Annotated in this window: 23 protein-coding genes and 2 tRNA genes; 21 read left to right on the forward strand and 4 right to left on the reverse strand. The window is 69.0% G+C overall.

Annotation, left to right across the window (positions count from 1 at the left end; genetic code table 11):
* The first annotated feature begins 12 nt into the window (after window positions 1-12).
* Window positions 13-834: an Fpg/Nei family DNA glycosylase gene (locus AOK23_RS12760; RefSeq protein WP_055712856.1), complete on the forward strand. Its 822-nt coding sequence runs from the start codon at window positions 13-15 to the stop codon at window positions 832-834.
* Window positions 835-856: 22 nt separating this feature from the next.
* Here the strand turns inward: AOK23_RS12760 and AOK23_RS12765 are convergent, their stop codons facing one another.
* Window positions 857-2,095, reverse strand: a complete 1,239-nt coding sequence (locus tag AOK23_RS12765; protein ID WP_055712832.1) for a GNAT family N-acetyltransferase — start codon at window positions 2,093-2,095, stop codon at window positions 857-859.
* Window positions 2,096-2,308: 213 nt separating this feature from the next.
* On the opposite strand from AOK23_RS12765, the gene AOK23_RS12770 reads away from it, so the two are divergent.
* Together AOK23_RS12770 and AOK23_RS12775 are read left to right on the forward strand one after the other, a co-directional pair.
* Entirely contained in the window at window positions 2,309-3,481 is a 1,173-nt protein-coding gene (locus AOK23_RS12770) for a PP2C family protein-serine/threonine phosphatase (protein WP_055712833.1), read from the forward strand.
* Window positions 3,482-3,598: 117 nt separating this feature from the next.
* Entirely contained in the window at window positions 3,599-4,081 is a 483-nt protein-coding gene (locus AOK23_RS12775; protein WP_055712834.1) for an HD domain-containing protein, read from the forward strand.
* 3 nt (window positions 4,082-4,084) lie between these two features.
* Here the strand turns inward: AOK23_RS12775 and AOK23_RS12780 are convergent, their stop codons facing one another.
* Complete coding sequence (locus tag AOK23_RS12780; protein WP_055712835.1) at window positions 4,085-5,278, reverse strand: acyltransferase family protein; 1,194 nt, start codon at window positions 5,276-5,278, stop codon at window positions 4,085-4,087.
* Window positions 5,279-5,857: 579 nt separating this feature from the next.
* Between AOK23_RS12780 and AOK23_RS12785 the strand changes: the two genes are divergently transcribed.
* Window positions 5,858-6,052 (forward strand): hypothetical protein, encoded by a 195-nt coding sequence (locus AOK23_RS12785; protein WP_055517972.1) that lies wholly within the window; start codon window positions 5,858-5,860, stop codon window positions 6,050-6,052.
* 95 nt (window positions 6,053-6,147) lie between these two features.
* Here the strand turns inward: AOK23_RS12785 and AOK23_RS12790 are convergent.
* Window positions 6,148-6,221 (reverse strand) — tRNA-Gly (locus AOK23_RS12790).
* 177 nt (window positions 6,222-6,398) lie between these two features.
* Between AOK23_RS12790 and AOK23_RS12795 the strand changes: the two genes are divergently transcribed.
* The 6 genes from AOK23_RS12795 (at window position 6,399) to AOK23_RS12820 (ending at window position 11,881) form a co-directional block, all read left to right on the forward strand.
* Window positions 6,399-6,475 (forward strand) — tRNA-Pro (locus tag AOK23_RS12795).
* 236 nt (window positions 6,476-6,711) lie between these two features.
* Window positions 6,712-8,115 (forward strand): trigger factor, encoded by a 1,404-nt coding sequence (tig, locus tag AOK23_RS12800; protein ID WP_055712836.1) that lies wholly within the window; start codon window positions 6,712-6,714, stop codon window positions 8,113-8,115.
* A 302-nt stretch (window positions 8,116-8,417) separates the two neighbouring features.
* Window positions 8,418-9,032: an ATP-dependent Clp protease proteolytic subunit gene (locus tag AOK23_RS12805; protein ID WP_055519442.1), complete on the forward strand. Its 615-nt coding sequence runs from the start codon at window positions 8,418-8,420 to the stop codon at window positions 9,030-9,032.
* Window positions 9,033-9,271: 239 nt separating this feature from the next.
* On the forward strand, window positions 9,272-9,952 hold the full coding sequence (locus AOK23_RS12810) for an ATP-dependent Clp protease proteolytic subunit (RefSeq protein WP_055712837.1): 681 nt from the start codon (window positions 9,272-9,274) through the stop codon (window positions 9,950-9,952).
* A 203-nt stretch (window positions 9,953-10,155) separates the two neighbouring features.
* A complete protein-coding gene (gene clpX / locus AOK23_RS12815; protein WP_055519445.1) occupies window positions 10,156-11,442 on the forward strand; it encodes an ATP-dependent Clp protease ATP-binding subunit ClpX in 1,287 nt (428 codons plus the stop codon).
* Between the two features lie 157 nt (window positions 11,443-11,599).
* The gene (locus AOK23_RS12820) at window positions 11,600-11,881 is read left to right on the forward strand and encodes a hypothetical protein (RefSeq protein WP_157878016.1); all 282 of its coding nucleotides are present in this window, start codon (window positions 11,600-11,602) and stop codon (window positions 11,879-11,881) included.
* A gap of 98 nt (window positions 11,882-11,979) precedes the next feature.
* Here the strand turns inward: AOK23_RS12820 and AOK23_RS12825 are convergent, their stop codons facing one another.
* Window positions 11,980-12,924, reverse strand: coding sequence for a hypothetical protein (locus AOK23_RS12825; protein ID WP_055712839.1), 945 nt, complete (start codon window positions 12,922-12,924; stop codon window positions 11,980-11,982).
* A gap of 338 nt (window positions 12,925-13,262) precedes the next feature.
* Between AOK23_RS12825 and AOK23_RS12830 the strand changes: the two genes are divergently transcribed.
* The 11 genes from AOK23_RS12830 (at window position 13,263) to rodA (ending at window position 26,991) form a co-directional block, all read left to right on the forward strand.
* Window positions 13,263-13,775, forward strand: a complete 513-nt coding sequence (locus AOK23_RS12830) for a hypothetical protein (protein ID WP_157878017.1) — start codon at window positions 13,263-13,265, stop codon at window positions 13,773-13,775.
* Window positions 13,772-14,737 (forward strand): zinc ribbon domain-containing protein, encoded by a 966-nt coding sequence (locus AOK23_RS44900; RefSeq protein WP_157878018.1) that lies wholly within the window; start codon window positions 13,772-13,774, stop codon window positions 14,735-14,737. The genes AOK23_RS12830 and AOK23_RS44900 overlap by 4 nt, the downstream gene beginning before the upstream one ends.
* 41 nt (window positions 14,738-14,778) lie before the next feature.
* Window positions 14,779-17,430 carry a valine--tRNA ligase gene (locus AOK23_RS12835; RefSeq protein WP_055712841.1) on the forward strand — a complete coding sequence of 884 codons (2,652 nt, stop codon included), beginning with the start codon at window positions 14,779-14,781 and terminating at the stop codon, window positions 17,428-17,430.
* Window positions 17,431-17,695: 265 nt separating this feature from the next.
* Entirely contained in the window at window positions 17,696-19,204 is a 1,509-nt protein-coding gene (folC, locus tag AOK23_RS12840; RefSeq protein ID WP_055712842.1) for a bifunctional tetrahydrofolate synthase/dihydrofolate synthase, read from the forward strand.
* A gap of 8 nt (window positions 19,205-19,212) precedes the next feature.
* Window positions 19,213-19,548, forward strand: a complete 336-nt coding sequence (locus AOK23_RS12845; protein ID WP_055712843.1) for a DUF4233 domain-containing protein — start codon at window positions 19,213-19,215, stop codon at window positions 19,546-19,548.
* 75 nt (window positions 19,549-19,623) lie between these two features.
* Entirely contained in the window at window positions 19,624-20,037 is a 414-nt protein-coding gene (gene ndk / locus AOK23_RS12850) for a nucleoside-diphosphate kinase (protein ID WP_055712844.1), read from the forward strand.
* Between the two features lie 373 nt (window positions 20,038-20,410).
* Complete coding sequence (locus tag AOK23_RS12855) at window positions 20,411-21,430, forward strand: rod shape-determining protein (RefSeq protein ID WP_004931372.1); 1,020 nt, start codon at window positions 20,411-20,413, stop codon at window positions 21,428-21,430.
* Window positions 21,431-21,604: 174 nt separating this feature from the next.
* Window positions 21,605-22,555: a rod shape-determining protein MreC gene (gene mreC, locus AOK23_RS12860; RefSeq protein ID WP_055712845.1), complete on the forward strand. Its 951-nt coding sequence runs from the start codon at window positions 21,605-21,607 to the stop codon at window positions 22,553-22,555.
* Window positions 22,556-22,583: 28 nt separating this feature from the next.
* Window positions 22,584-23,255: a rod shape-determining protein MreD gene (gene mreD, locus AOK23_RS12865; RefSeq protein ID WP_055712846.1), complete on the forward strand. Its 672-nt coding sequence runs from the start codon at window positions 22,584-22,586 to the stop codon at window positions 23,253-23,255.
* A 137-nt stretch (window positions 23,256-23,392) separates the two neighbouring features.
* Window positions 23,393-25,798 (forward strand): penicillin-binding protein 2, encoded by a 2,406-nt coding sequence (mrdA, locus tag AOK23_RS12870; protein WP_055712847.1) that lies wholly within the window; start codon window positions 23,393-23,395, stop codon window positions 25,796-25,798.
* Window positions 25,795-26,991 (forward strand): rod shape-determining protein RodA, encoded by a 1,197-nt coding sequence (gene rodA / locus AOK23_RS12875; protein ID WP_055712848.1) that lies wholly within the window; start codon window positions 25,795-25,797, stop codon window positions 26,989-26,991. The genes mrdA and rodA overlap by 4 nt, the downstream gene beginning before the upstream one ends.
* Window positions 26,992-27,000: the final 9 nt, after the last annotated feature.

Consider the following 27,000-nt stretch of genomic DNA (forward strand, 5'->3'; position numbering starts at 1 on the left):
CCGGAGGGCCCCGTGCCGGAAGGCCACACGATTCATCGCCTGGCCGAGGACTACCTCTCCCGCTTCGGCAACGGCACGGCCATCCACGTCACCAGCCCCCAGGGCAAGTTCGCCGACGCCGCCGCCCTCCTCGACGGCACCCCCCTCACAGCCGCCGAAGCCCACGGCAAGCACCTCTTCCTCCACTTCGGCGCCCCCGACGCGGAGGACTGGGTCCACATCCACCTCGGCCTCTTCGGCAAGGTCGACCTCGGCCCCACGCCGGCGCCCCCGCCGACCGACACCGTCCGCCTCCGCCTGCGCAACGACATGTCGTACGTGGACCTCCGCGGCCCCACGACCTGCGCGCTGATCACAGACGCCGAGAAGCAGGCCGTCCATGCCCGCCTCGGCCCGGACCCGCTGCGCCCGGACGCCGACCCGGCCCTCGCGTACGCCCGGATCTCCCGCAGCCGTACGACGATCGCCGCGCTCCTCATGGACCAGAAGATCATCGCGGGCGTCGGCAACGTCTACCGCGCCGAGGTCCTGTTCCGGCACGCCATCGACCCCTACCGCGCCGGCCGGGACATCACCGCGGCGGAGTGGGACGCGATCTGGGCCGACCTCGTCGCCCTCATGCGCGAGGGCGTCCGCAACAACCGCATCGACAGCGTCCGCCCGGAACACACCCCGGAGGCCATGGGCCGCCCGCCCCGTGTCGACGACCATGGCGGCGAGGTGTACGTGTACCGCAGGGCTCACCTGCCCTGCCACATCTGTGGCGGCGAGATCCGCACCGCCGATCTCGCCGCCCGCAACCTCTTCTGGTGCCCCACCTGCCAGCACCGCTGACTCCGCAGAAGGGCGCCCGACCTCAGAACGAGTGCGGCAACCAGGGCGCCGCGGTCGACGAGCAGAATCCGACGGACGCCTCCGCGAGCGCCCCCGGCCGCAGCTCCCACACGCGCCCGGCCGCACCCAGCGACGCGAGGCTCACCCCGCCCAGATAGGCCGACGCCAACTCCCGTACGGAGAGAGCGAGATCGGCGGCCCGCTCGGTCCGCTCGCAACTCGCCCCCCGCGCGTCGCCGACCAGCCGCCAACGCCCCTCGTTCCAGGGGCAGAAGGCGTCCTCGACCTCCAACACCAGGTCCACCGGGGCCTGATAGGTCCGTGCCCCCAACGCCGCCCCGACGTCCACGAGTCGTACATGCAGATCGTCCTGCACCCGCAGCCCGCACCGCCGGACGTCCGACACCATGTGCAGCCACGGCTCGTCCACGGGCCGCCGGTACGCGACGACCGACGACGTCAGATCGATGTCGAGGAGGAACCGCCACAACGCGGCGTGCGCGGCCGGATCCACCGCCTCCAGCGCGCTCAGCCGGACGACCCCCGCGGCCCCGCCCGGCCCCCAGTCCGGTTTGACCCGGAACCGCGCGTACCCGACGAGCCCCTCGTCCCCGTCCCGCTCCGCCACCACGCACTGCAACGGCGAGCCGCCCGCCCGGTGCCGGTCCGTGTCGAGCAGTTCCACCTGCTCCCAGCCCGGCCGCCGCACCAGCATCCCCGGCCGCTCCGGCACCCGGCGCGCGTACACCGCCTCACAGGCGTCGAGGGCCTCGGCCGGGTCGGCGTACCGCAGCCGTACGTCGTCGGTGCCGGACGGTACGGACAGCCGGACCCGCGTGGTGTCGACCTCGACACCGAGCCGATGCGTGGCGACGCCGTACCCGAACCGGCCGTAGATCGCCGGCTCCGACGCGACCAGCACGGCCAGCGGCTCGCCCCACGAGCGGACATCCGCCAACTGCCGCCGCATCATGGACGTCAGCACCCCGCGCCGCCGGTGCGTGGCCGCGACACCCACCATCGTCACGCCCGCCGCGGGGACGGCCGCACCACCGGGAACGGTGATCCGGAAGTCGAACGCCCCGGCCGTTCCCACGCATTGGCCGCCGTCCCAGGCGCCGAGCGCACGGCCGTAGTCGAGGAGCGACTCGTCGAGGTCGCGCTCCTCGGCCGCAGCCCGCATCCCCCCGAAGGCCCGCAGAAGGTTCGCGTACCAGACATTCCAGTCGTCCTTGCCCAGCGCCCGCAGCTCAGTCGTCATGTGCCATGCGTAGCAGCGCCCTTCGTTACGAGCGAGTTAATTTCCCCATGCCGCACGGGGACATCGTGGGATCCTTCACAGGTGCCGCGCGGGGGCCGCAGGACGGCTCCCGTGTGAGATCTGTGTGAGATTCGTCGTGAACCGGCCCTCGGAAGGGGGACAAGTAGGACCTCCTGTGCACAGGGGCTGGTCCGATGGATAAGGTCCCGAACAATGGCAGCAGGACGAGAGCGGCGCGCGGCGGCCGATACGTTCACGGCCCGGATGAAGAAGCTGGTTCACCGGGTCCGCACCGGCGTGCGCAAATCCGCCGTCGACTACTTCCGGGGCGACGGCTCCGACTGGGTCGCCCTGGCCGGTCTGCTGCTGATGATCCCGCTCATCGCGATGCTCACCATGATCGACCCGGTGTGGTTCTCGCCCGCCGCGCTCGTCCTGCCCATCGTCGCGGGCGGGCTCCTGCTGCGTCCCGCCAGCCTGCTCGGCCTGTACGCCGCCGCCGCGACCGCGCTGATCATCGAGTCCGTGAAGCTCGGCCCCTACACCGAGGGCCCGGCGAGAGTGACACCCGGCATCGTGCTCGTGGTCGCCGCCTGCGGTTTCTTCGGCCTGCTCATCGCCCAGTTCCGCAGCCGCGTCGGCGTCCCCTGGCGACGCGGCGGCACCATGCTCTTCGACCTCCGTGAACGCATCCGGGTGCAGAGCAAGTTGCCGCAGCTGCCCGCCGGCTGGCACCGCGAGATGGCGCTGCGCCCCGCCGGCGGCCAGTCGTTCTCCGGTGACTTCGTCGTCGCGGCCCGCACCAACGGCGGCCGCACCCTCGAAGTCGTCCTCACCGACGTCTCCGGCAAGGGCATGGACGCCGGCTCCCGCGCCCTCCTCCTCTCCGGCGCCTTCGGCGGCCTGCTGGGATCGCTCCCACCGCACGCGTTCCTCCCGGCGGCGAACGGCTACCTCCTCCGCCAGGACTGGGACGAGGGCTTCGCGACCTCCATCCACCTCGTCCTCGACCTCGACTCCGGCGACTACGAACTCTTCTCCGCGGGCCACCCGCCCGGCCTCCAGCTCAGCGCCGGCACCGGCCGCTGGGAGGAGAAGGCAGCCGAGGGCCCGCTCCTCGGCGTCTACGACGGCGCCCAGTTCGACCCCGTGAAGGGCTCGCTGCGCCCCGGCGACGTCCTCATGCTGTTCACCGACGGCCTCGTCGAGACCTCCGACCGCGACATAGTCGAGGGCATCGACCGCCTCACCGGCGAGGCCGACCGCTACGTCCCCGGCGGCTTCCACGGCGCCGCCTGGCACCTCATCGAAGCGGTGGCCAAGGACGTCAACGACGACCGGGCCCTGCTCCTGATCTGCCGAGAGGGCCCCACGGCCCCGAAGTGACAGGGCGCGCCCCCCGAGGGGCGCGGGGACCGGGCGAACCGGCCACCAGGGGCCGCGGGACCGGGCGAACCGGCCACCGGGATCCCGCTCGCTCGACACACCACAGGAGCCCACCTCATGCCCCTCTCCCTCGCGGACATCGAAGCCATCGCCCGCGGCGCCCACGCCGCCCAGACCGACAAGGCGGGCCGCCCCTACGCCGAGCACCTCCAGGCGGTCGCCCACGGTGTGGCCGCCCGCGGCGGTGACGAGGACCAGATCGCCGCGGCCTGGCTGCACGACGCCATCGAGGACGAGGCCCTCACCGAGGACTGGCTCGCCGAGGCCCCCCTGACCGCCCGTACGAAGAACATCGTGCTGGCCCTCACCAAGCGCCCCGGAGAGGCCCCGGAGGCGTACGCCGCGCGCATCCTCGCCACCCCGGGCGCTGTCCTCGTCAAACAGTCCGACCTCGCCCACAACGCGAACCCGGCCCGCCTGGCCGTCCTCGACGAGTTCACCCGGGCCCGGCTGACCCACAAGTACGCCCGCATGCGAAACCTCCTCGGCCTGCCGGACGAACCGGCGACCGAGGAGGTCGGGGACGAGCAGGACGGCTGAGAGTCAGGTCCTCGCGCCGGCCTTCCCGCGCTCGCGGGCCAGCTCGGTCGCGTCCCGCTTGAAGGCCCACTCCATCTTCGGCTCCATCGCGAACCGGAACATCCGCTGCACCGGCGGCGTGCACAGCACGGTGATGACGGCGGCCGCGAAGAAGGTTACGAACAGCTCGCCGAGCGGCTGGTAGATCCACGCGTTGAGGTCGTACCAGTCCCAGAAGCGCGAGCCCTTCGCGAGGAACCCGTGCAGCAGATAGCCGTACAGGGTGCCCGCGCCGAGCACGGTGAACCACATCTTGCGCCGGGGGACCCAGGCGAAGAAGCACGTGGTCAGCACCATGGAGCAGCCGAACAGTGCGAAGGTCATCACGACACCGGCCCACCACGGCGCACCCAGCTCCTGGGCGCTGTCCCGGTGGTAGAACCAGGCCGAGTTCATGTCCGGGCCCAGCCAGTACGCCATCGCCAGCGCGCTCGCCAGCACCGGCACGGACAGGATCCGCACCTCACGGCGGCGCATGAACTGGAAGTGCGCCGGCTTCATGAACAGACCCACCACGAAGAACGGCAGGAACTGCAGGACGCGCTGGAGGTCGAGGTCGTCACCGATGTCCGGCGACACGGAGGCGAGCGCCGCGATGGCGAGCGCGAGCGGCACCGGCCAGCGCACGACCTTCCACAGCGGCGTCGTCAGCCGCCAGACGAACAGCGCGATCAGGAACCAGGTGAGGTACCAGGGGTCCAGCAGGCTGATCGGGTGCGACGGGTCGTCGTCGGCGTACCGCTTGAAGACCGAGTACGCGATCTCGAACAGCACGTACGGCACCGCTATGCCGGTGACCAGCCGCCGCAGCCGGTCGGGACGCATGTCGAAACTGCGGGAGAAATAGCCGGAGATGATGATGAACGCCGGCATGTGGAAGGTGTAGACGACCATGTACAGCGCCTCGGCGGCGCGACTGTGGTCGGTCAGCGGCTCCCAGGCGTGGCCCATCGCGACGAGCACGATGGCCAGGTACTTGGCGTTGTCGAAGAACGCGTCGCGTTGTCTGGCCGGTCTGGTGTCCGGGGACGCGGCGCTCGTGGCCGGGTGGGGGGACGAGGACTTCAGCGAGCGCGGACTCGGCACTCCGTCCGCCGACGACTGGGCCGGGGGGAGCGGCGCGCTGGTGTGGCCATGCGGTCGCAGCGAGTTCGTCACAGACCCTCCCGCCGTGAACGACGCGGGCCGGTCCGAGCACTCGCTGCGCAAGGGGGGGACGAGGCAGCGGTGAACATCTGAGGCACCCTAGCGTTGTCTGTGCGAGTCAGTAAAACCATCGACGTTAATCCCGTATTGGTGAGTGCGTGTCCTCTCCGGGTACCCGGGATTCGGCGAAGTGAGCGTCAGTCAGAGCGTCACTGTCCGTGCACCGAAGTGACATGACACAGGACCCTTCTGTCCGTATACATCCGGACTAAACGGTGCATAACATGCTCGGGCGACTCCGGCGGAATGTCCGGTTAATTCCCGTTCTCCGCACCGCCCTTGATGTGTCTGTGGCAACAATTCGAATTACCTGCGAACGGGATGTGTGTGCACGGAAACGATCACCGTGAATTCACTCCCGGCACCCTCTCGCCGGTCGTGGGCGCGCCCGCGGATCCGCGTCACTGTGGCCGACGTTGCCTCACCTGCCGCATAGGACGGCCAGGTTGGTGGCACGATGGTTCTGGCGGGGTGCGCGTGGGGTCGGCGCCCCGGGCCGGGAGTGCGGACCGACCGAGGGTGTGATCTGTTGTGGCCATTTCGCTGTCAGTGGTTCTGTTGCTGGGGATCATCCTCATCGTCCTGATGAGAGGCGGGACGATCAAAGCCGGCCCGGCCGTCGTCGCCATCCTCTTCGGCTTCTTCCTCGCCTCCACCGGCATGGCCGACGACATCCAACGCTTCCTGAACTCGATAGCGGAAACGATCAACTCGATCCAGTTCTAGCGAGGCGCCGCGACGGCGCCGCCGTCGCGCATGACGCGCGAAAAGACCTCCGGCCCGGCTCCGAGGAAGTCCCTCGAAACCGGGCCGGAGGCCGGTGGAGCGGGCGACGGGAATCGAACCCGCGTAGCTAGTTTGGAAGACTAGGGCTCTACCATTGAGCTACGCCCGCACAGGTCGCGCCGCAGGTCGGGAGACCGCGGCACTGAAGGCATCGTAGCGGGTCGGGCGCCCTCGCCGCACACCCCTTCCGGCCCGCCCCGCGCGCCCGCCCGCGCACGCGCCCGCGTACTCGGCAAATACGGCGGCTCCCCTGGCCCGGGACATGTACCCTACGTGTCGCACCAGACGGGGTGTGGCGCAGCTTGGTAGCGCGTCCGCTTTGGGAGCGGAAGGCCGTGGGTTCAAATCCCGCCACCCCGACCACCAGCCGGAACCCGCCGGGCCGACCGGCCGGGGCCTGCCAGGGCACGACCCGCGGGGCACCCGGTGTCTCAAGATCACCTTTTGGGGCGTGTACCGCCTGCGGTTACTATGCAAGCTGCGCGCCCGTGTGTCTGCACTCTCACGTCTCTCAAGGGCCGCGAATCCGCTGAGGCTCTGCCGGATCCGGCAGGGGGCCCAGCAGAACCCCAAGAAGTCAGCCACAAGGAGACCGAACCGTGAAGAGCGCCGTGGAGACCCTGAACCCGACTCGGGTTCGGCTCACTGTCGAGGTGCCCTTCGAGGAGCTCAAGGACAGCCTCGACGCGGCGTACAAGAAGATCAACCAGCAGGTCACGGTGAAGGGCTTCCGCAAGGGCAAGATCCCGGCCCGGGTCATCGACCAGCGGTTCGGTCGCGGCGCCGTGCTGGAGGAGGCTGTCAACGACGCGCTTCCGAAGTTCTACACCGAGGCGGTCAACGAGGCCGAGCTCAACGTCCTCGGCCAGCCCGAGGTCGACATCACGGAGCTGAAGGACGGCGAGACGCTGAACTTCACCGCCGAGGTCGACGTCCGCCCGACCATCGAGATCCCGGACTTCTCCGGCATCGAGGTCGAGGTCGACGCCGTCGAGGTCACCGACGAGGACATCGACAAGGCGGTCGAGCAGCTCCGTGAGCGCTTCGCCTCGACCTCCCCGGTCGAGCGGGCCGCCGAGGACGGCGACGTCGTCACGATCGACCTGCAGGCCAAGGTCGACGGCGAGGTCCTGGAGGACGGCGTCGCCGAGGGCGTCTCCTACACGATCGGCTCGGGCGAGCTGCTCGACGGCATCGACGACGCCGTGAAGGGCCTGGAGCCCGGGGCCGAGGCCACCTTCACCTCCGAGCTGAAGGGCGGCTCGGCGGCGGGCAAGGAGGCCGAGGTCACCGTCAAGGTCACCCAGGTCGCAGCCCGTGAGCTGCCGGAGCTGGACGACGAGTTCGCTCAGCTCGCCTCCGAGTTCGACACCCTCGAGGAGCTGCGCGCGGACAGCCGCAAGCGCCTGGAGAACATGAAGCAGTACGACCAGGCCACGCAGGCCCAGGAGCGCGTCCTGGAGAAGCTGCTGGAGCTCGTCGAGGTGCCCGTCCCCGAGAAGCTGCTCGAGGACGAGATCAACACCCGCAAGCACAACCTGGAGCACCACCAGCTCGGCCAGATGGGCCTCGACCTCGAGAAGTACCTCGAGATCCAGGGCAAGACGGTCGAGGAGTTCGACGCCGAGACCAAGGAAGCGGCCGTCAAGGGCATCAAGACCCAGTTCGTCCTCGACGAGCTGGTCGCCAAGGAGAAGCTGAACGTCAACCAGGAGGAGCTCACCGAGCACCTCATGCGGCGCGCGGCCTCCTCCGGCATGTCCCCCGACCAGTTCGCCCAGGCCGTCGTCCAGAACAACCAGGTCCAGCTCCTGGTCGGCGAGGTCGCCCGCGGCAAGGCCCTGGCCCTGGTCGTCGAGGCGTCCACGGTCAAGGACACCAACGGCGAGCTCGTCGACCTCGACGACGAGGACGAGGACGAGACCACGGAGGGCTCCGCCGAGGCCACGGAGGAGGCCCCGGCCGCGGCCGAGGGCTCCGCCGAGGAGAAGAACGAGGCCTGAGCCTCGTACCCCCTCTGATCCGCACGAAGAGGCCCCGGAGCACGTGCTCCGGGGCCTCTTCGCGTACGGCAGGGCAGCCGCCCCAGGGGGCCGGGGGTGACACGGCGCCCCTGTTCCCGCAGCGGAGCGCATGCGCTGACAGCGAACAGTTCCCTTTGCGGGATTCCCCGGCGGAGCCTCCGCGTTAGGGTCCATGAATACGGGGCCGGAGCACTCGGCGAAACCGCCGGAGGCCCCCGCAGGGAAACGTGAGACGGCCCGGCGCCGTCGTAAGACGAGCAGGTGGATACGTGACGAATCTGATGCCCTCCGCCGCCGGCGAACCTTCCATCGGCGGTGGCCTCGGCGACCATGTCTACAACCGGCTGCTCAACGAGCGGATCATCTTCCTCGGCCAGCCGGTCGACGACGACATCGCGAACAAGATCACCGCACAGCTGCTGCTCCTTGCCGCCGACCCGGACAAGGACATTTACCTGTACATCAACAGCCCGGGCGGTTCGATCACGGCCGGCATGGCGATCTACGACACCATGCAGTACATCAAGAACGACGTGGTGACCATCGCCATGGGCCTCGCGGCCTCGATGGGTCAGTTCCTCCTCAGCGCGGGCACCCCCGGCAAGCGCTTCGCGCTGCCGAACGCCGAGATCCTGATCCACCAGCCCTCCGCCGGCCTCGCCGGCTCGGCCTCGGACATCAAGATCCATGCCGAGCGGCTGCTGCACACCAAGAAGCGCATGGCCGAGCTCACGTCGCAGCACACCGGCCAGTCGGTCGAGCAGATCACCCGCGACTCGGACCGCGACCGCTGGTTCGACGCCTTCGAGGCCAAGGAGTACGGCCTCATCGACGACGTCATCGCCACGGCCGCCGGCATGCCGGGCGGCGGCGGCACCGGGGCCGGGCAGGCGTAACGGCACCCGCCGCGCCGCGCGTCGCCGTACGCGAGCCCGGCCGCGTCCGGACGCCGCAGGAGCCCGTAGGAGGGCCTGCGGCGGAAGGACCGGCTCCGGGCCCCGTACGGGGCGTACAGCGGCCGTACGACGGCCGTCACGGACGTACGACGGCGCGCAGCCCGGCGGCAGCCGACCCGCACCCCCCGAAAGCCCCAGCCGACCGCCTCAGCCCCTCTCAGGCTTCCAGGAGACCCACAGTGAACGACTTTCCCGGCCGCGACCTCTACGACCGTGCGAGCTCCCAGTACACCGGCCCCACGGCCGAGTCCCGCTATGTGATCCCGCGCTTCGTCGAGCGCACCTCGCAGGGCATCCGCGAGTACGACCCGTACGCGAAGCTCTTCGAGGAGCGGGTGATCTTCCTCGGCGTCCAGATCGACGACGCCTCCGCCAACGACGTCATGGCGCAGCTGCTGTGCCTGGAGTCGATGGACCCCGACCGTGACATCTCGGTCTACATCAACAGCCCCGGCGGCTCCTTCACGGCGCTCACCGCGATCTACGACACGATGCAGTTCGTGAAGCCGGACATCCAGACGGTCTGCATGGGCCAGGCGGCCTCCGCCGCGGCGATCCTGCTGGCCGCCGGTACGCCCGGCAAGCGCATGGCGCTGCCGAACGCGCGGGTGCTGATCCACCAGCCGTACAGCGAGACCGGCCGCGGTCAGGTCTCCGACCTGGAGATCGCCGCCAACGAGATCCTCCGGATGCGTGCGCAGCTGGAGGAGATGCTGGCCAAGCACTCCACCACGCCGATCGAGAAGATCCGCGAGGACATCGAGCGCGACAAGATCCTCACGGCCGAGGACGCGCTCTCGTACGGTCTGATCGACCAGATCATCTCGACGCGGAAGATGAACAACGCGGACGTCCGCTGACGGCGGAAAGCCTGTATTGTTCGCCGCCCCTTGGCATGGTTGGCACCGTTTGACCCAGTGCACGACAAGGTGCACGTCAAAGCGAACCGTGCCAAGGGGGGCCCGAACGGGGGGCCCGGCAAGGTACCGTCGACATAAGGCAGCACCAGGAGCCGCTGGATTCCAATCGTCCAGTCGTCTCCCAGGCGAAGGGGAAGCACACCGTGGCACGCATCGGTGACGGCGGCGATCTGCTCAAGTGCTCGTTCTGCGGCAAGAGCCAGAAGCAGGTCAAGAAGCTCATCGCAGGGCCCGGTGTGTACATCTGCGACGAGTGCATCGACCTCTGCAACGAGATCATCGAGGAAGAACTCGCGGAGACCAGTGAGGTCCGCTGGGAGGAGCTCCCGAAGCCCCGCGAGATCTACGAGTTCCTCGAGGGGTACGTGGTCGGCCAGGAGGCCGCCAAGAAGGCCCTGTCGGTCGCGGTGTACAACCACTACAAGCGCGTCCAGGCCGGCGAGAACGGCGGCGGTCAAAGCCGCGAGGACGCCATCGAGTTGGCGAAGTCCAACATCCTGCTGCTCGGTCCCACCGGCTCCGGCAAGACCCTGCTCGCCCAGACGCTGGCCCGCATGCTGAACGTCCCGTTCGCCATCGCGGACGCGACGGCGCTGACGGAGGCCGGCTATGTGGGCGAGGACGTCGAGAACATCCTCCTGAAGCTCATCCAGGCGGCCGACTACGACGTCAAGAAGGCCGAGACCGGCATCATCTACATCGATGAGATCGACAAGGTCGCGCGGAAGAGTGAAAACCCGTCGATCACGCGGGACGTGAGCGGCGAGGGTGTGCAGCAGGCCCTGCTCAAGATCCTCGAAGGCACCACGGCCTCGGTCCCGCCCCAGGGCGGCCGCAAGCACCCGCACCAGGAATTCATCCAGATCGACACGACGAACGTCCTGTTCATCGTGGGCGGTGCGTTCGCCGGCCTGGAGAAGATCATCGAGTCGCGGGCGGGCGCCAAGGGCATCGGCTTCGGCGCGACGATCCGCTCGAAGCGGGAGCTGGAGTCCAAGGACCAGTTCGAGGACGTCATGCCCGAGGACCTGGTCAAGTTCGGCATGATCCCCGAGTTCATCGGCCGTCTGCCCGTCATCACCTCGGTCCACAACCTGGACCGCGAGGCGCTCCTGCAGATCCTGGTCGAGCCGCGCAACGCGCTGGTGAAGCAGTACCAGCGCCTCTTCGAACTCGACGGTGTGGAGCTCGACTTCGAGCGCGAGGCCCTGGAGGCCATCGCCGACCAGGCCATCCTCCGCCAGACGGGCGCGCGCGGCCTGCGCGCCATCATGGAGGAGGTCCTGATGTCGGTCATGTACGAGGTCCCGTCCCGCAAGGACGTGGCCCGCGTGGTCATCACAGCGGACGTGGTCCACTCCAACGTCAACCCGACCCTGATCCCGAGGGACGCACGCGGCCGGGGATCGGGCGAGCAGAAGACGGCGTAACCGCCGGGCACGTACAGAAGAGGGCACCCGAAGCATCGCCTCGGGTGCCCTCTTGCGTTGTTCTGCGACGAGATCCGGCCAGGCGCCATGTATTCGCTGGCGTCATGGGCACTTCAAGTGATCTTCTGTCCGCTTCGGGGCCGACCACCCCGAGACCATGAACGGAAGGATTCTGACGTTGAAGGCAAGGCGTTTCCTGGCAGTGCTCAGCGTGGTCGCGGCGGCGGGGGTCATGCCCGTGGTCACGGCGGGCACGGCGCATGCTGACGCATTCGATTGCGTCGAGTACCTCAAGGGCAAGGGGTACCGAGTAGGCCCGGTGGTGACCAGCGCATGCGGTTATCACAGTGTCATCGGGTTCAATCCCGTTTGCATAGTCAAGCTGCAGGACGTCGGTGTGGCGGCCGGTCACGCAAACAGGGCTTGCACGTTGGCCTGAAGCTCGGCCGGCGTCCGATCCGCGATGAGCGCGGGAGAAGCAGATACGCCGGAAGGGCACCCCCGAGCGGGGTGCCCTTCCCAGGTCCGAGGAAGTCGTCAGGCCGCGACGCGGACTTCCTTGCGGAGCTTGGCCGTGATGTCGGCCGCCTCGTTCGGGTCCGTCGACTTGCCCGCAGCGAGGTCCGCGTACTCCATGGGCATCACGAAACCGAGCGTGCTGTAGTCGCCCCAGACGCAGTAGACGAGGTTCATCTCGCTCGGCCCGCCGCTCCCGGTGGCACTCTCGTCCAGCTTCCCCTTCGCCTTCTGGCACTTCAGGATGGCGCCGTCCAGTGAGTCGGGCGTGTACTCCTCGGGCTCACCGACGAAGGTGACGTCGTTCTTCTCGGCTTCTTCCTTCTGGAGGGCGAGGAACCCGTCGACGGCCTTCTCCGGGTCCTCGATCTCGCCGTAGACGCCGCCGTACGTGATCGCCTTCCCGGACAAGGGGTTGTTCTTGTCACCGGCCTGGTAACTGGCGCTGACGTCCTTGGGGTTCTTGATGCCGAAGCCCTCGGCCTTCTTCAGCTCCTCGTCGGTCATCCCGTCGTCGGAGTCGCTGCCCTTCTTGTACTCACTGAGCACGGTCTCGGGCGCAGTCAGCTTGTGCGGGCCGTCGTCCGCGATGTCCGCGCTGCCGCCTCCGCCGAAGACGAAGTACGCGCCGACCGCGACCGCCGCGACCACGGCGACCGCGCCCAGGATGATGCCGACCTTCTTGCCGCCACCGCCGGGGGCCACCGGGGGCTGGGCCACGGTCGGGTAGCCCGGCTGGCCGCCGTACGGGGCCTGCGGCTGGCCGTAGGGCGGAGTCTGGGGCGGGACACCCTGGTGGGCCTGCGGGTACCCGTAGCCCGGCTGCTGCGGGGGCGCCTGCTGCGGGTAGCCGTAGCCGGGCTGGGGGGCGGCCTGCGGCTGCTGCTGGCCGTAGGGGCCCGGCTGACCGTACGGCCCGGGCTGCTGGGGCTGCCCGCCGTACGGGCCCGGCTGGTTGTGACTCATGTTCTGGGTTCCCCTCCAGATGCTTATGTGTTCCTGACATCCTGGCGCAAACTCGATGGGCGCCCCGCACCGGGGGTCACACCGTTACCGACTCCCCGGGTTTCACTACACGCCTGTTACAGGTGGGGCCTTGCCCGTGACCTGATTCCACGGCGCGACGTTGGGTGGTTGTGGTCGTACTTTCATGCGGCCTTGGAGCCTGTGTGCGAGGAGGGGTGGGGAGTGGGCGGGGGGAGCACTGGCGCTCGGCTGCGGGTTCTGACTGCGGTGGTTCCGGTCTGGCTGAAGCGAGCGGAGCATGAACGGGCGCACGCGGCATGCCATGCCTCGGCACTGCTGTGGGCACGCTTTCCTGGGTTCGTGAGGAGTGGGCGGCGGGTCGGTCTCTTGGTCGGGAAGACATCCGGCGTCACGTCACCTCTCTGCCGGCAGAGGTGCGGCCACTTCATGCCCACACGGCCCAGGCCGTTGCCTATGACCTGGCGGATGCCATCTCCCTGGCGCGGACGGACAAGGCGCAAGGGATCAGCGGCGTCAAGTTCCCCTGGCGGGAGAAGAGCTACCGGCCCCTTGTGTTCACCGCCCATTTCGGCTGGAAGGTCAAGGACCAGGCTCGTCTGGTCCTGTCGTTGGGTAAGTCCCGGGAGCGGATCGTGTTGCCGGTGCCGGAGTTCGTCGACAGGCTCGGTCTGGTGGTCACACCGGACCGTTGGGGCGAGATGGAACTGTGCTGGAGCAGCGCGGCTCATGGGTGGGCGCTACACATCTCCTATCGCTCCCTTGATGACCGTCTGCCTAGCGCATCGAGGCGACAGGGGGAGATCAAACCGGCGAAGAGGTGCGCGTGGTGACCATCGCGGTAGACGAAGGCATCATCAACACCATGACATTGGCCACCGTCGCTCCTGACGGCGGCTACGAAGCTCTCGTGCTCAACGGGCGCGGCGGTCGTGCGGCCAAGCAAGCGCGCAAGAAGGGCACAGCCCGGCTGCAATCCAAGATTTCCCGTTGCCGCGTCGGCTCGCGTCGGCACGGCAAGTTGGCAGAGACGAGGAGGAAACTCAAGGCGAAGGCCGACCGTCGTCTGCGCGACTTCCATCACCAGGTCACCGCGAAGGCCAACCGGTTCATCCGCGACCTGGTGGCGGAACACCAGCGGGAAGCTCCCGCGGGGGTCCAAGTGGTGGCGCGACTCGTCGTTGGCGATGTCCGTGGAATCGAGAGGAACACAGAGAAGCGGCGTCGCGCCTCACGCTCGACCCGGCAGCAGCTGTCGCCATGGGAGCGCGGGGTTCGGGAACGCCAACTCGCCTACAAAACCGGGCTGCCGATCCAGCACATCAGCGAAGCGAACTCCTCGCAGACCTGCCCCTACTGCCTGAGCCGCCGCAAAGTGCGAGGGCGTACATACGTCTGCGTGAACACGGACTGCGCCCTGGTGCTGCACAGGGACGCGGTGGGCGGGGTGAACATCCACACCCTCGCCGTCAATGACGGGACCTTCGTCCCGGTCTCACCCGGCACCAAGATGCAGGTGAAGTATCTACGAGCCCAACCCGGCTGGTCGTCCGAACAGCGGGAACGCCATGGCTTCCACCAACAGGCACAAGCGCGTGCTGGTGCGGGGCGGAGGCGTGAAGCACGTAGTAGTGCCCGGAACCGGGCCATCGGCGCCGTCGCACCAGCCGACGCTGATGATGCTGCCGCTCCCTTGCGGGAAGCACTGTGGTCCACGACGGCGGAGCCGCTACCTCATCCGGTACTGGCCGGGCTTCGGCCCTATCGCCCGAGGGTGACAGAAGGCAGGAAGTAAGGCGTTTTCGCCGAGCAGGTTCACACCCCTAAACTGAGCGTGTGACCGAGAACGCTCAGCAGCAGCCTCCAGCGCCCGCCACCGATCTGCCGACCCAGTACGCGCCGGCCGATGTAGAGGGGACGCTGTACGAGCGCTGGGTAGAGAGGGGTTACTTCGCGGCCGACGCCAAGAGCGACAAGCCCGCGTACACCATCGTCATCCCCCCGCCGAACGTCACCGGCAGCCTGCACCTCGGCCACGCCTTCCAGCACACCCTCATGGACGCCCTGACCCGCCGCAAGCGCATGCAGGGCTACGAGGCGTTGTGGCTCCCCGGCATGGACCACGCCGGTATCGCCACGCAGAACAAGGTCGAGCAGCAGCTCGCCGAAGAGGGCAAGTCCCGCCACGACTTGGGCCGCGAGGAGTTCGTCGAGCGCGTCTGGCAGTGGAAGCAGGAGTACGGCGGCAAGATCCTCGGCCAGATGCGTCGCCTCGGCGACGGCGTCGACTGGGACCGCGAGCGGTTCACCATGGACGAAGGCCTGTCCAAGGCTGTCCAGACCATCTTCAAGCGCCTCTACGACGACGAGCTGATCTACCGCGCCGAGCGCATCATCAACTGGTGCCCCCGCTGTCTGACGGCCATCTCCGACATCGAGGTCGAGTACCAGGAGGACGCCGGCGAGCTGGTCTCCATCCGGTACGGCGAGGGCGAGGACAGCCTCGTCGTCGCCACCACCCGTGCCGAGACGATGCTCGGTGACACCGCCGTCGCCGTCCACCCCGACGACGAGCGCTACAAGCACCTCGTCGGCAAGCACATCAAGCTCCCGCTGACCGACCGCACCATCCCGGTCGTCGCCGACACCCACGTCGACCCGGAGTTCGGCACGGGTGCCGTCAAGGTGACCCCGGCGCACGACCCGAACGACTTCGCGATCGGCCAGCGCCACAACCTGCCGTCCATGACGATCATGGACGAGCACGGTGTCATCACCGTCCACGGCCCCTTCCTCGGCCAGGACCGCTTCGAGGCCCGCGACGCCGTCGTCGGCGCCCTGCGGTCGCAGGGCCGGATCGTCGCCGAGAAGCGTCCGTACCTCCACTCCGTCGGCCACTGCTCCCGCTGCAGGACGACCGTCGAGCCGCGGCTGTCGATGCAGTGGTGGGTCAAGGTCGCGCCCCTGGCCAAGGCCGCCGGCGACGCGGTCCGCGACGGCCGGGTCAAGATCCACCCCGAGGACATGTCGAAGCGCTACTTCGACTGGGTGGACAACATGTTCGACTGGTGCATCTCCCGCCAGCTCTGGTGGGGCCACCGCATCCCGGTCTGGTACGGCCCGAACGGCGAGACGGTCTGCGTCGGCCCCGACGAGGAGCCGCCCACCGGCGAGGGCTGGACTCAGGACACCGACGTCCTCGACACCTGGTTCTCCTCCGGCCTGTGGCCGTTCTCCACGCTCGGCTGGCCCGAACAGACCGAGGACCTGCGGAAGTTCTACTCCACCGACGTCCTGCTCACCGGCCACGACATCATCTTCTTCTGGGTCGCCCGGATGATGATGTTCGGCCTCTACGCGATGGACGGCGAGGTCCCCTTCAAGACCATCGCGCTGACCGGTCTGGTCCGCGACGAGCGCGGTAAGAAGATGTCGAAGTCCTTCGGCAACGTCGTCGACCCGCTCGACTGGATGGACAAGTACGGCTCCGACGCGCTCCGCTTCACCCTGGCGCGCGGCGCCAACCCGGGCACCGACGTCCCGATCGGCGAGGACTGGGTCCAGGCCTCCCGCAACTTCGCCAACAAGATCTGGAACGCCACGCGCTTCGCGCTGATGAACGGCGCGACGGTCGAGGGCCCGCTGCCGGACGCGTCGAAGCTGTCGGCGACCGACCGCTGGATCCTCACCCGCCTCGACGAGACGATCGAGCAGGTCGACGCGTACTACGAGGACTTCCAGTTCGCGAAGCTCAGCGAGGCGCTCTACCACTTCGCGTGGGACGAGGTCTTCGACTGGTACGTGGAGCTGTCCAAGACCACGTTCCAGGCGGGCGGCGAGCCGGCCGAGGTCAGCAAGCGGGTCCTGGGCGAGGTCCTCGACGTCACCCTGAAGCTGCTGCACCCGATCGTCCCGTTCGTCACGGACACCCTGTGGACGACGCTGACCGGCGGTGAGTCCCTGGTCGTCGCCGACTGGCCGAAGGCGGTCTTCGTTCCAGGCGCCGACACTCCGGGCGGTTTCCGCGACGACGCCGCCGAGCGGGAGATCGAACTGGTCCAGCAGGTCGTCACCGAGGTCCGCCGCTTCCGCGCCGACCAGGGTCTCCAGCCCGGCCAGCGCGTCCCGGCCCGCCTCACCCTCGATGGCACGGCGCTCGCCCCGCACGAGGCGGCGATCCGCCAGCTGCTCCGCCTCCAGCCCGAGGGCGAGGGTTTCTCGGCGACGGCGACCCTGCCGGTGGCCGGGGCCGAGGTCGCGCTGGACCTCTCCGGTGTGATCGATGTCGCCGCCGAGCGCAAGCGGCTCGCGAAGGACCTCGCCGCCGCCGAGAAGGAGAAGGCCCAGGCCACGGCCAAGCTGGGCAACGAGGCGTTCCTCGCGAAGGCCCCGGACCAGGTGGTCGACAAGATCCGCGGCCGCCTCGCCAAGGCAGACGAGGACATCACCCGCATCACCGCCCAACTCGACCGCCTCCCGCAGGCGTAACCGCTGGTAGGCAACGAAGACCCCCGGTGCTCCTGGGCACCGGGGGTTTCCGCTTGCCGGGGCGGGCCGCGCCACTCGGCGCTCACGAGGCGCCGCCTGCGCCCACCCGTGCCGCCCCAGCGGCACGACTGCCCGCAGCCGAACAGGGTGTGACCGCCGGACACAGGGGGCGCGGGGAACTGCGCGACCGGCCGTCCACGACCCGCGGCCGCGCAGCAGCGGGTACCCCCGAGCTCATGGGCGCCCGGTCCGTAGACTGGGCCCCGTGAGCGAACGCAGTGAGCAGCAGCCCGACCCGATCGACCCCTTCGAGGAGATCATCGCCGCCGAGACGGACCGTGACCCGGACCTCGCGGTGATCGAGGCCGGCAGCCGCACCCTGCGTGCGCAGGGCGGCGCCCCCCAGTCCGACGTACCGTCGCGGCCCGCCGACCCGGAGGTCGACAAGGCGCTGCGCGAGGTCGAGGCCGACCTCGCGACCCGCTGGGGCGAGACCAAGCTGGAGCCGTCGGTCCAGCGGATCGCCGCGCTGATGGACGTCCTCGGCGAGCCGCAGCGGTCGTACCCCTCGATCCACATCACCGGCACCAACGGCAAGACCTCCACCGCCCGCATGGTCGAGGCCCTGCTGGGCGCCTTCGACCTGCGTACCGGCCGCTACACCTCCCCGCACGTCCAGTCGATCACCGAGCGCATCAGCCTGGACGGCGCCCCGATCTCCGCCGAGCGGTTCGTCGAGACGTACCAGGACATCAAGCCGTACGTCGAGATGGTGGACGGCTCCCAGGAGTACCGGCTCTCCTTCTTCGAGGTGCTCACCGGCATGGCGTACGCCGCCTTCGCCGACGCGCCGGTCGACGTGGCCGTCGTCGAGGTCGGGATGGGCGGTTCCTGGGACGCCACCAACGTCATCGACGGGGACGTCGCCGTCATCACCCCCATCGACCTGGACCACACGGACCGGCTGGGCTCGACGCCCGCCGAGATCGCCGTGGAGAAGTCCGGGATCATCAAGCAGGACGCGACCGTGATCCTGGCGCAGCAGCCGGTCGACGCCGCGCAGGTGATGCTGAAGAAGGCCGTGGAGGTCGACGCGACCGTGGCCCGTGAGGGCCTGGAGTTCGGGGTCGTCTCGCGGCAGGTCGCCGTCGGCGGACAGATGCTCACCCTGCGCGGCCTCGGCGGCGAGTACCCCGAGGTGTACCTCCCGCTGCACGGCCCCTACCAGGCGCACAACGCGGCCGTCGCCCTGGCCGCCGTCGAGGCGTTCTTCGGCGTCGGGTCGCAGCGGCCGGAACCGCTGGACGCGGAGACGGTCCGCAAGGCGTTCGCGTCGGTGTCGTCGCCGGGCCGGCTGGAGGTCGTACGGCGCTCCCCGACCGTCGTGCTGGACGCGGCGCACAATCCGGCGGGCGCGCTGGCCACGGCCGAGGCGGTCGGTGAGGCGTTCGACTTCAGCCGGCTCATCGGGGTCGTGGGCGCGAGCGGCGACAAGAACGTACGGGGTGTCCTGGAGGCCTTCGAGCCGATCTTCGCCGAGGTCGTGATCACCCAGAACTCCAGCCACCGCGCGATGGACGCCGACGAGCTGGCGGCGGTCGCGGTGGAGGTCTTCGGCGACGAGCGCGTCCAGGTCGAGCCGAGGCTGCCGGACGCCCTGGAGGCGGCGATCACGCTCGCCGAGGAGGAGGGCGAGTTCGCGGGCGCCGGTGTCCTCGTCACCGGTTCCGTCATCACCGTCGGCGAGGCCCGACTGCTGCTGGGGAAGGGCTGATCTCACCCATGCGTACCCTGTGTGCTTCCACCCTGATCGGCGAGTTCTTCGTGATCGGCTTCGCCGGGCTGGTCGCCATGAAGGACCCGGACCTGGCCATGTCGACGGTCTGGACGGTCAGCGGTGTCGCCATGTTCCTGTGCGTCGTGCTGTGCGGGCTGGTCACCCGGCCCGGCGGAGTCCAACTGGGCTGGGCGCTGCAGATCGCGCTGATCCTGTCCGGCTTCTTCGTGCCGACCATGTTCTTCCTGGGCGCGCTGTTCGCGGCCCTGTGGTGGGCGTCCGTCCACTTCGGCCGCAAGATCGACGAGGCGAAGGCGCGGTTCGCGGCCCAGGCCTCCTGACGCTGCGTAACGCCCGGTCGGGCCCGCCCTGTAGCCTCTGAGCTCCGCACGCCTGTGAATGAAGGAGTCACCACCGTGAGCCAGCGCACCCTCGTTCTCCTCAAGCCCGACGCCGTCCGGCGTGGCCTGACCGGCGAGATCATCAGCCGAATCGAGCGGAAGGCCGGCTGGCGCGTCACCGCGCTGGAACTGCGGACACTGGACCAGGAGACCCTGGAGCAGCACTACGGCGAGCACAAGGGCAAGCCGTTCTACGAGCCGCTGGTGGAGTTCATGTCCTCCGGTCCGGTCGTGGCGCTGATCGTCGAGGGCGAGCGCGTCATCGAGGGCGTACGGGCGCTGGCCGGTCCGACCGACCCGATCGCCGCGGCGCCCGGGTCCATCCGTGGTGACTACGGCGTCATCGTCCGCGAGAACCTCATCCACGCCTCCGACTCCGAGGAGTCGGCCGAGCGTGAGGTCAAGATCTTCTTCCCCGGTCGGGCGTAGTACTCTTCGCGGCGGCGGGGGCGGTGACGTCCGCTCGCCCCCACCGTCCTTGTCCCACCGCGGTATCCGGCCACCACCCACACGGCCCACTCCCCGCCCGACCTGCCGAACCGCCGAAAACACGGCAGTTCAACGGCATATGCGTGGCGATCGGGGGAACGCGCACCCCCGATGGCTCGTCTCCACAGGCGAGGCGGCGCATCGCATGCCCACAATGGCGAAGACCCTCGCGCAGTGTTCGTGCGGGCGAGACTACGATGTAAGCCTTCACGTCACAGCACCCACTTCGCCGACCCGGAAAAGCCCTGAAACGCACTCAAAAGCCCTCAGCGCTCTACCAGGGAAGGCCAGACGAATCCTGATGGGGAACTCAATGTCGTTCATCGGCCGTGACATGGCTGTCGACCTCGGGACCGCCAACACGCTGGTGTACGTCAGGGGTCGCGGGATCGTACTGAACGAGCCGTCCGTCGTCGCGATCAACACCAACACCGGTGGCATCCTCGCGGTCGGCGCGGAAGCGAAGAAGATGATCGGCCGGACACCCGGCAACATCGTTGCCGTACGTCCGCTGAAGGACGGTGTGATCGCCGACTTCGAGATCACCGAGCGCATGCTCCGCTACTTCATCCTGAAGATCCACAAGCGGCGCTATCTCGCCCGGCCCCGGGTCGTCGTCTGCGTGCCCTCCGGCATCACCGGTGTCGAGCGGCGCGCCGTCATCGAGGCGTCCTCCCAGGCCGGCGCGCGTCAGGTGCACATCATCGAGGAGCCCATGGCCGCGGCCATCGGCTCCGGCCTGCCGGTCCACGAGGCCACGGGCAACATGGTGGTGGACATCGGCGGCGGCACCACGGAGGTCGCGGTCATCTCCCTCGGCGGCATCGTCACCGCCCAGTCCATCCGCGTCGCGGGCGACGAGTTGGACAATGCGATCATCCAGCACATCAAGAAGGAGTACAGCCTCCTCCTCGGTGAGCGGACAGCCGAACAGATCAAGATCACGATCGGTTCGGCGTACGACCTCGACGCTGACGAGCACACCGAAATCCGCGGCCGGGACCTGGTGTCCGGGTTGCCCAAGACCGTCGTCATCTCCGCCGCGGAAGTGCGGAAGGCGATCGAAGAACCCGTCAACGCCATCGTGGATGCCGTGAAGACGACCCTCGACAAATGCCCGCCGGAACTCTCCGGCGACATCATGGACCGCGGCATCGTCCTCACCGGCGGTGGTGCCCTGCTCCGCGGACTGGACGAGCGGCTGCGCCGTGAGACCGGTATGCCGATCCATATCGCCGAGGACCCGCTGGACAGCGTGGCGCTCGGTTCCGGCAAGTGCGTCGAGGAGTTCGAGGCGTTGCAGCAGGTGCTCGACGCCCAGCCCCGCAGATGACGTAACACTTCGATTCCGCCGTACGAGACGATCTCCTCTCGTACGGCGGATCGTTGATATTGCGGCATAAGCTCCACAAAGCGCCCCTCCGGTTCCCGTCCCAGGGAATCCCAGGGGCTACCCGAATTCCCCAATTCCTGTCGAATTCCTATGAGGAAGGCACGGCCGCCGCACGTGAGGGACACACGAGAGAGCCGGCTGCTCCTGGTGCTGCTGATCGCCGTAGCGTTCGCGCTGATCACGGTGGACATCCGCGGCGGGGAGGACTCACCGGTCGACGGTGCCCGACGTGCCGCGGCCACCGTCTTCGGCCCGATCGAGGACGGGGTGTCGACCGCCGTCGACCCGATCGGCAACGCCATAAGCGCGGTCCGCGCATCCGGGTCCCGCCACGACCGCCTCGCCGCCCTGGAGAAGGAGAACGCGGAGCTGAAGGCGTCGCTCGGCAGCGGCGACCGCAACCGCAGCAGGGTGCGCCAGCTCGACAAGATGCTCAAGAGCGCCGCAGGCGGCCAGTACGGCATCAAGGGCGCCGAGGTCATCGCCATAGGAGCGGCCCAGGGCTTCTCCTGGACCGTCACCATCGACATCGGCACCAACGACGGCATCACCCGCGACATGACCGTCCTCAACGGCGACGGACTCGTCGGCCGCGTCACCACCGTCGGCCCGAACACCGCGACGGTCCTCCTCGCCAACGACCCCGACTTCACCGTCGGCACCCGGATGGAGGCCACCGACGAACTCGGCTTCGCCTCCGGCCAGGGCGACCGCCCGTTGCGCGTCGAACTCCTCAACGGCAAGGCCAAGGTGAAGGCGGGCGACCGCCTCGTCACCTTCGGCTCCCAGGCCGACAAGCCGTTCGTGCCCGGTGTCCCCGTCGGCGTCGTCTCCCGCGTCGACCCCTCCGGCGGCGACCTCACCCGCACCATCTACGTCAAGCCGTACGTCGCCTTCACCCAGCTCGACATCGTCGGCGTCGTCGTCCAGCCGCCCCGCAAGGACCCGCGCGACACGGTGCTCCCGGACAAACCGAAGCCCACTCCGCGGCCGACCGTGACGGTCACCGTCACCCCGGGCGCGAACGAACCCGGCGACGGTGCCGACGGGCAGCAAGAGCAGTAGACGTAGGACAGTAGGAGCTGACCTTTTCATGCGTTTCAACCGGATGCTGCTCTCCACCACCCTGGTGATCGTCGCCCTGGTGATCCAGGTGAGCGTCCTCGCCAGACTCCATCTGCCGGGCGCCGTACCCGACCTGGTGCTCCTTACCGTCCTCGGCCTCGCCCTGGTGTACGGCCACGTCGGCGGCGCCCTCATCGGGTTCGGCGCCGGACTGCTGTCCGACCTCGCCCCGCCCGCCGACCACGCCGCCGGACGGTACGCCCTCGTCCTCTGCGTCATCGGCTACCTCGCGGGCCTCGCCAAGCCCGAGACGGGCCGCCTGAAGTCCGCCACCGGGCCGATGGTCGTGGTCGTCGTCGCCGCGCTCGGCGCCACCCTGCTGTACGCCGGGGTCGGCGCCCTCGTCGGCGACGACGCCGCCCGCCACGTCGGCCTGCCCAGCCTGCTGTTCACAGCCGCGCTCTACGACCTGCTGCTCGCGCCGTTCGTCGTCCCCGGCATCATGGCGCTCGCCCGGCGCGCCGAGAACGACCCGCTCGCCGAGACCAACAACGCGGCCAAGGCCGCCGACGTCTCCGCAGGCTGGCTCTCCTCCGGCACCGGCCTGCGCATCGGCAGCCAGCGCGGCGGCCTGCGCATGAGGGCGGCACGCTCACGGGCGGCCCGCGCGGGCCGCATCAAGGGGGTCAAGCGGCTGTGAGGGGACGTCAGCAAGCCTGCGGAACCGCCGCCGCGGCGGTCGGCCACCGCCTCGCGCACCCGTCGGGAACCGATCACCGGCGAGCGGTGTACTCCATGTACCGGCATCACTGGTCCACGCACTGAGAGGGGGAGACAGTGACCAACATCCCGGAGACCGGGCGGACGCCACGGGTCCAGATCCGGCTCGTCATCATCCAGATCCTCGTCTTCTCCCTCCTCGGTACCCTCGGCGGCCGCCTCTGGTACCTCCAGATCCGCGAGGGCGACGCCTACGCCAAGGAGGCCTCCGGCAACCACGTCCAGCAGGTCGTCCAGCCCGCCGTGCGCGGCTCGATCCTGGACGCGCGCGGAGTGCCCATCGCGGACAACGAGACACGGCTCGTCGTCTCCGCCTCCCGCACCGAGCTGCTGAGGATGGACGACGACGGCAAGGCCATCCTCACCAAGCTCGCCGGCGTCCTGGGCATGAAGCCCCAGGAGGTCATGGACAAGGTCCGGCTGTGCGACTCGAAGACCCCCCAGCCCTGCTGGAACGGCTCGCCCTACCAGCCGATCCCCATCACCGACGAGGCCACCGCGAAGCAGGCCCTCCAGATCCGCGAGCGCTCCGAGGACTTCCCCGGCATCACCGCCGAACCCCAGGCCGTCCGGCGGTACGCCAGCCCCGGCGGTGCCAACACCGCGCAGGTCCTCGGCTATCTCTCGCCGGTCACCGACGAGGAGATCACCAAGGCGCAGGACACCGACTCGCCGTATCTGCGCTCCGACCAGGTCGGCCGCTCCGGCCTGGAGCGGCAGTACGACAAGGAGCTGCGCGGCAAGGCCGGCGTCACCCGCTACGAGGTGGACAACCTCGGCCGCGTCATCGGCGAGGCCGAGGCCGACCCCGCGCGGCCCGGCGCCAACCTGGTCACCAGCATCGACGCCCGGGTCCAGCGCATCGCCGAGTACGAACTCAACGAGGCGATGAAGGAAGCCCGCAAGCAGATGGACCGGAACACCGGCACCCACTACAAGGCCGACTCCGGAGCCGTCGTCGTCATGGAGGCCAAGACCGGCCGCGTCGTCGCCATGGCCTCCAACCCGGACTACGACCCGAACGCCTGGGTCGGCGGCATCTCCGCCAAGGACTACGCCAAGCTCACCGGCAAGAAGTCCAACTACCCGCTGCTGAACCGCGCGATCCAGGGCCAGTCCGCCCCCGGATCCGTCTTCAAGGTGGTCCCGACCGCCGCCGCGGTGAACGCGGGCTACTCCTTCAACGGCCCCTACGAGTGCTCCAGTTCGTATTCCATCGGTGGCCAGGTCTTCAAGAACTTCGAGTCCAAGGGATACGGCGCGATCAGCCTCGGCCGCGCCCTGGAGGTCTCCTGCGACACCGTCTTCTACCGTCTCTCCCACGAGGAGTGGAAGCGCGACGGCGGCACCAAGCCGAAGAAGAACCCCAAGGACTGGTTCTACAAGACGGCCCACCAGTTCGGCCTCGGCGCCGAGACCGGCATCGACCTGCCCAACGAGGTCACCGGCCGCATCCCGGACCGCAAGTGGAAGCAGGACTACTGGAAGGCCAACAAGGACGCCTGGTGCAAGTACGGCAAGAAGGGCGGCACGTACGCCGAGCAGATCGCGTACGAGAACTGCCTCGAAGGCAACCGCATGCGCGCCGGTGACTCCGTCAACTACTCCATCGGCCAGGGCGACACCCTCGTCACCCCCATCCAGATGGCCACCATCTACGCCGCCATCTCCAACGGCGGCACCCTGTACGACCCCACCGTCGGCAAGGCCGTCATCAGCGCCGACGGCAAGCATGTGCAGGAGATCGCGCCCAAGTCGCACGGCAAGCTCCCCATGACGAAGCAGACCCGCGACGAGATAGACCAAGCCCTCGAGGGAGTCGCCACCCGCGGTACGGCAGCCTGGCGTTTCCAGGGCTGGCCGCAGGACGAGATCCCGATGCACGCCAAGACGGGTACCGCCGAGGTCTACGGCAAGCAGACGACCTCGTGGTTCACGACGTACACCAAGGACTACGCGATCGTCATGACGATCTCCCAGGGTGGTACGGGCTCCGGCGCCTCGGCGCCCGCCGTGCGCAAGCTCTACAACGCGCTCTACGGCGTCTCCGAGGACGGCAAGATCGACAAGCGGAAGGCGCTGTTGCCGACCCCGCAGAAGAAACTGCCGAAGATCGAGTCCGACGGTTCGATCGACGCCCCGAAGCTGGACACGTACCCGCCGAAGAAGACCAAGGAGGAGCAGGCCGCCGAGGACGCCCAGACCCTGGCCGCGGGGCCGGGCGCCCTGCCGGTGTCCTACGCGCCCGGGACGGAGGGCGCGGTCACCGCACCGGTGACCGGGCCCGTCGGCACCGCGGCGTTCACGGCGGCCGTCGTCACCGAGCCGGGCGCCCGGCCGGTGGCGCCCGACGAACCGGCGGCGATCGTCAGCACCCGAGGCGGTGGCGGCAACCGGGCGGCGCGACGGCGTACGGGCCCCGGCACCCCCGGCGGAGCGCCCACGCGGAGGAGGTCCCGATGACCGGCAACAGCTTCTCCGTCTCCGGGTACGGGCCCGAACGCTCCGGCTGGACCCGGCTGTTCGCCCGTGACTCACTCGCCCGTCGGCTCGACTGGCCGATACTGTTCTCGGCCATCGCGCTCTCCCTGATCGGCGCCGCCCTCGTCTACTCGGCGACCCGCAACCGCACCGAGCTCAACCAGGGCGACCCGTACTACTTCCTCCTCCGGCACCTGCTCAACACCGGCATCGGCTTCGCCCTGATGATCGGCACGGTCTGGCTCGGCCACCGCACCCTGCGCACGGCCGTACCGATCCTCTACGGCATCTCGGTCGTGCTGATCCTGCTGGTGCTGACCCCGCTCGGCGCGACCATCAACGGCGCCCACGCGTGGATCGTCATCGGCGGCGGCTTCTCGCTCCAGCCCTCCGAGTTCGTGAAGATCACGATCATCCTGGGGATGGCGATGCTGCTGGCGGCGCGGGTCGACGCGGGCGACAAACCGCACCCGGACCATCGCACCGTCGTCCAGGCGCTCGGTCTCGCAGCCGTCCCGATACTGATCGTGCTGCTCATGCCCGACCTCGGCTCGGTCATGGTCATGGTGGTCATCGTGCTGGGGGTGCTGCTCACCTCCGGCGCCTCCAACCGGTGGATCTTCGGTCTCATCGGCACCGGCGCGATCGGCGCGATCGCCGTCTGGCAGCTCGGGGTGCTCGACGAGTACCAGATCAACCGGTTCGCGGCGTTCGCCAACCCCGAGCTGGACCCGGCGGGTGTCGGCTACAACACCAACCAGGCCCGGATCGCCATCGGCTCCGGCGGACTGCTCGGCACCGGGCTGTTCAAGGGGTCGCAGACCACCGGGCAGTTCGTGCCGGAGCAGCAGACCGACTTCGTCTTCACGGTCGCGGGGGAGGAGCTGGGCTTCGTCGGAGCCGGGCTGATCATCCTGCTGTTGGGCGTCGTCCTGTGGCGCGCCTGCCGGATCGCCCGCGAGACCACCGAGCTGTACGGCACGATCGTCGCCGGCGGCATCATCGCCTGGTTCGCCTTCCAGGCCTTCGAGAACATCGGGATGACCCTCGGCATCATGCCGGTCGCCGGTCTGCCCCTGCCGTTCGTGTCGTACGGCGGTTCGTCGATGTTCGCGGTGTGGGTGGCGGTGGGGTTGCTGCAGTCGATCAGAGTGGAGCGGCCCATGTCGGCGTAGCCGCGCACG

This window comes from Streptomyces torulosus, from assembly GCF_001419765.1.
Classification (GTDB): domain Bacteria; phylum Actinomycetota; class Actinomycetes; order Streptomycetales; family Streptomycetaceae; genus Streptomyces; species Streptomyces torulosus.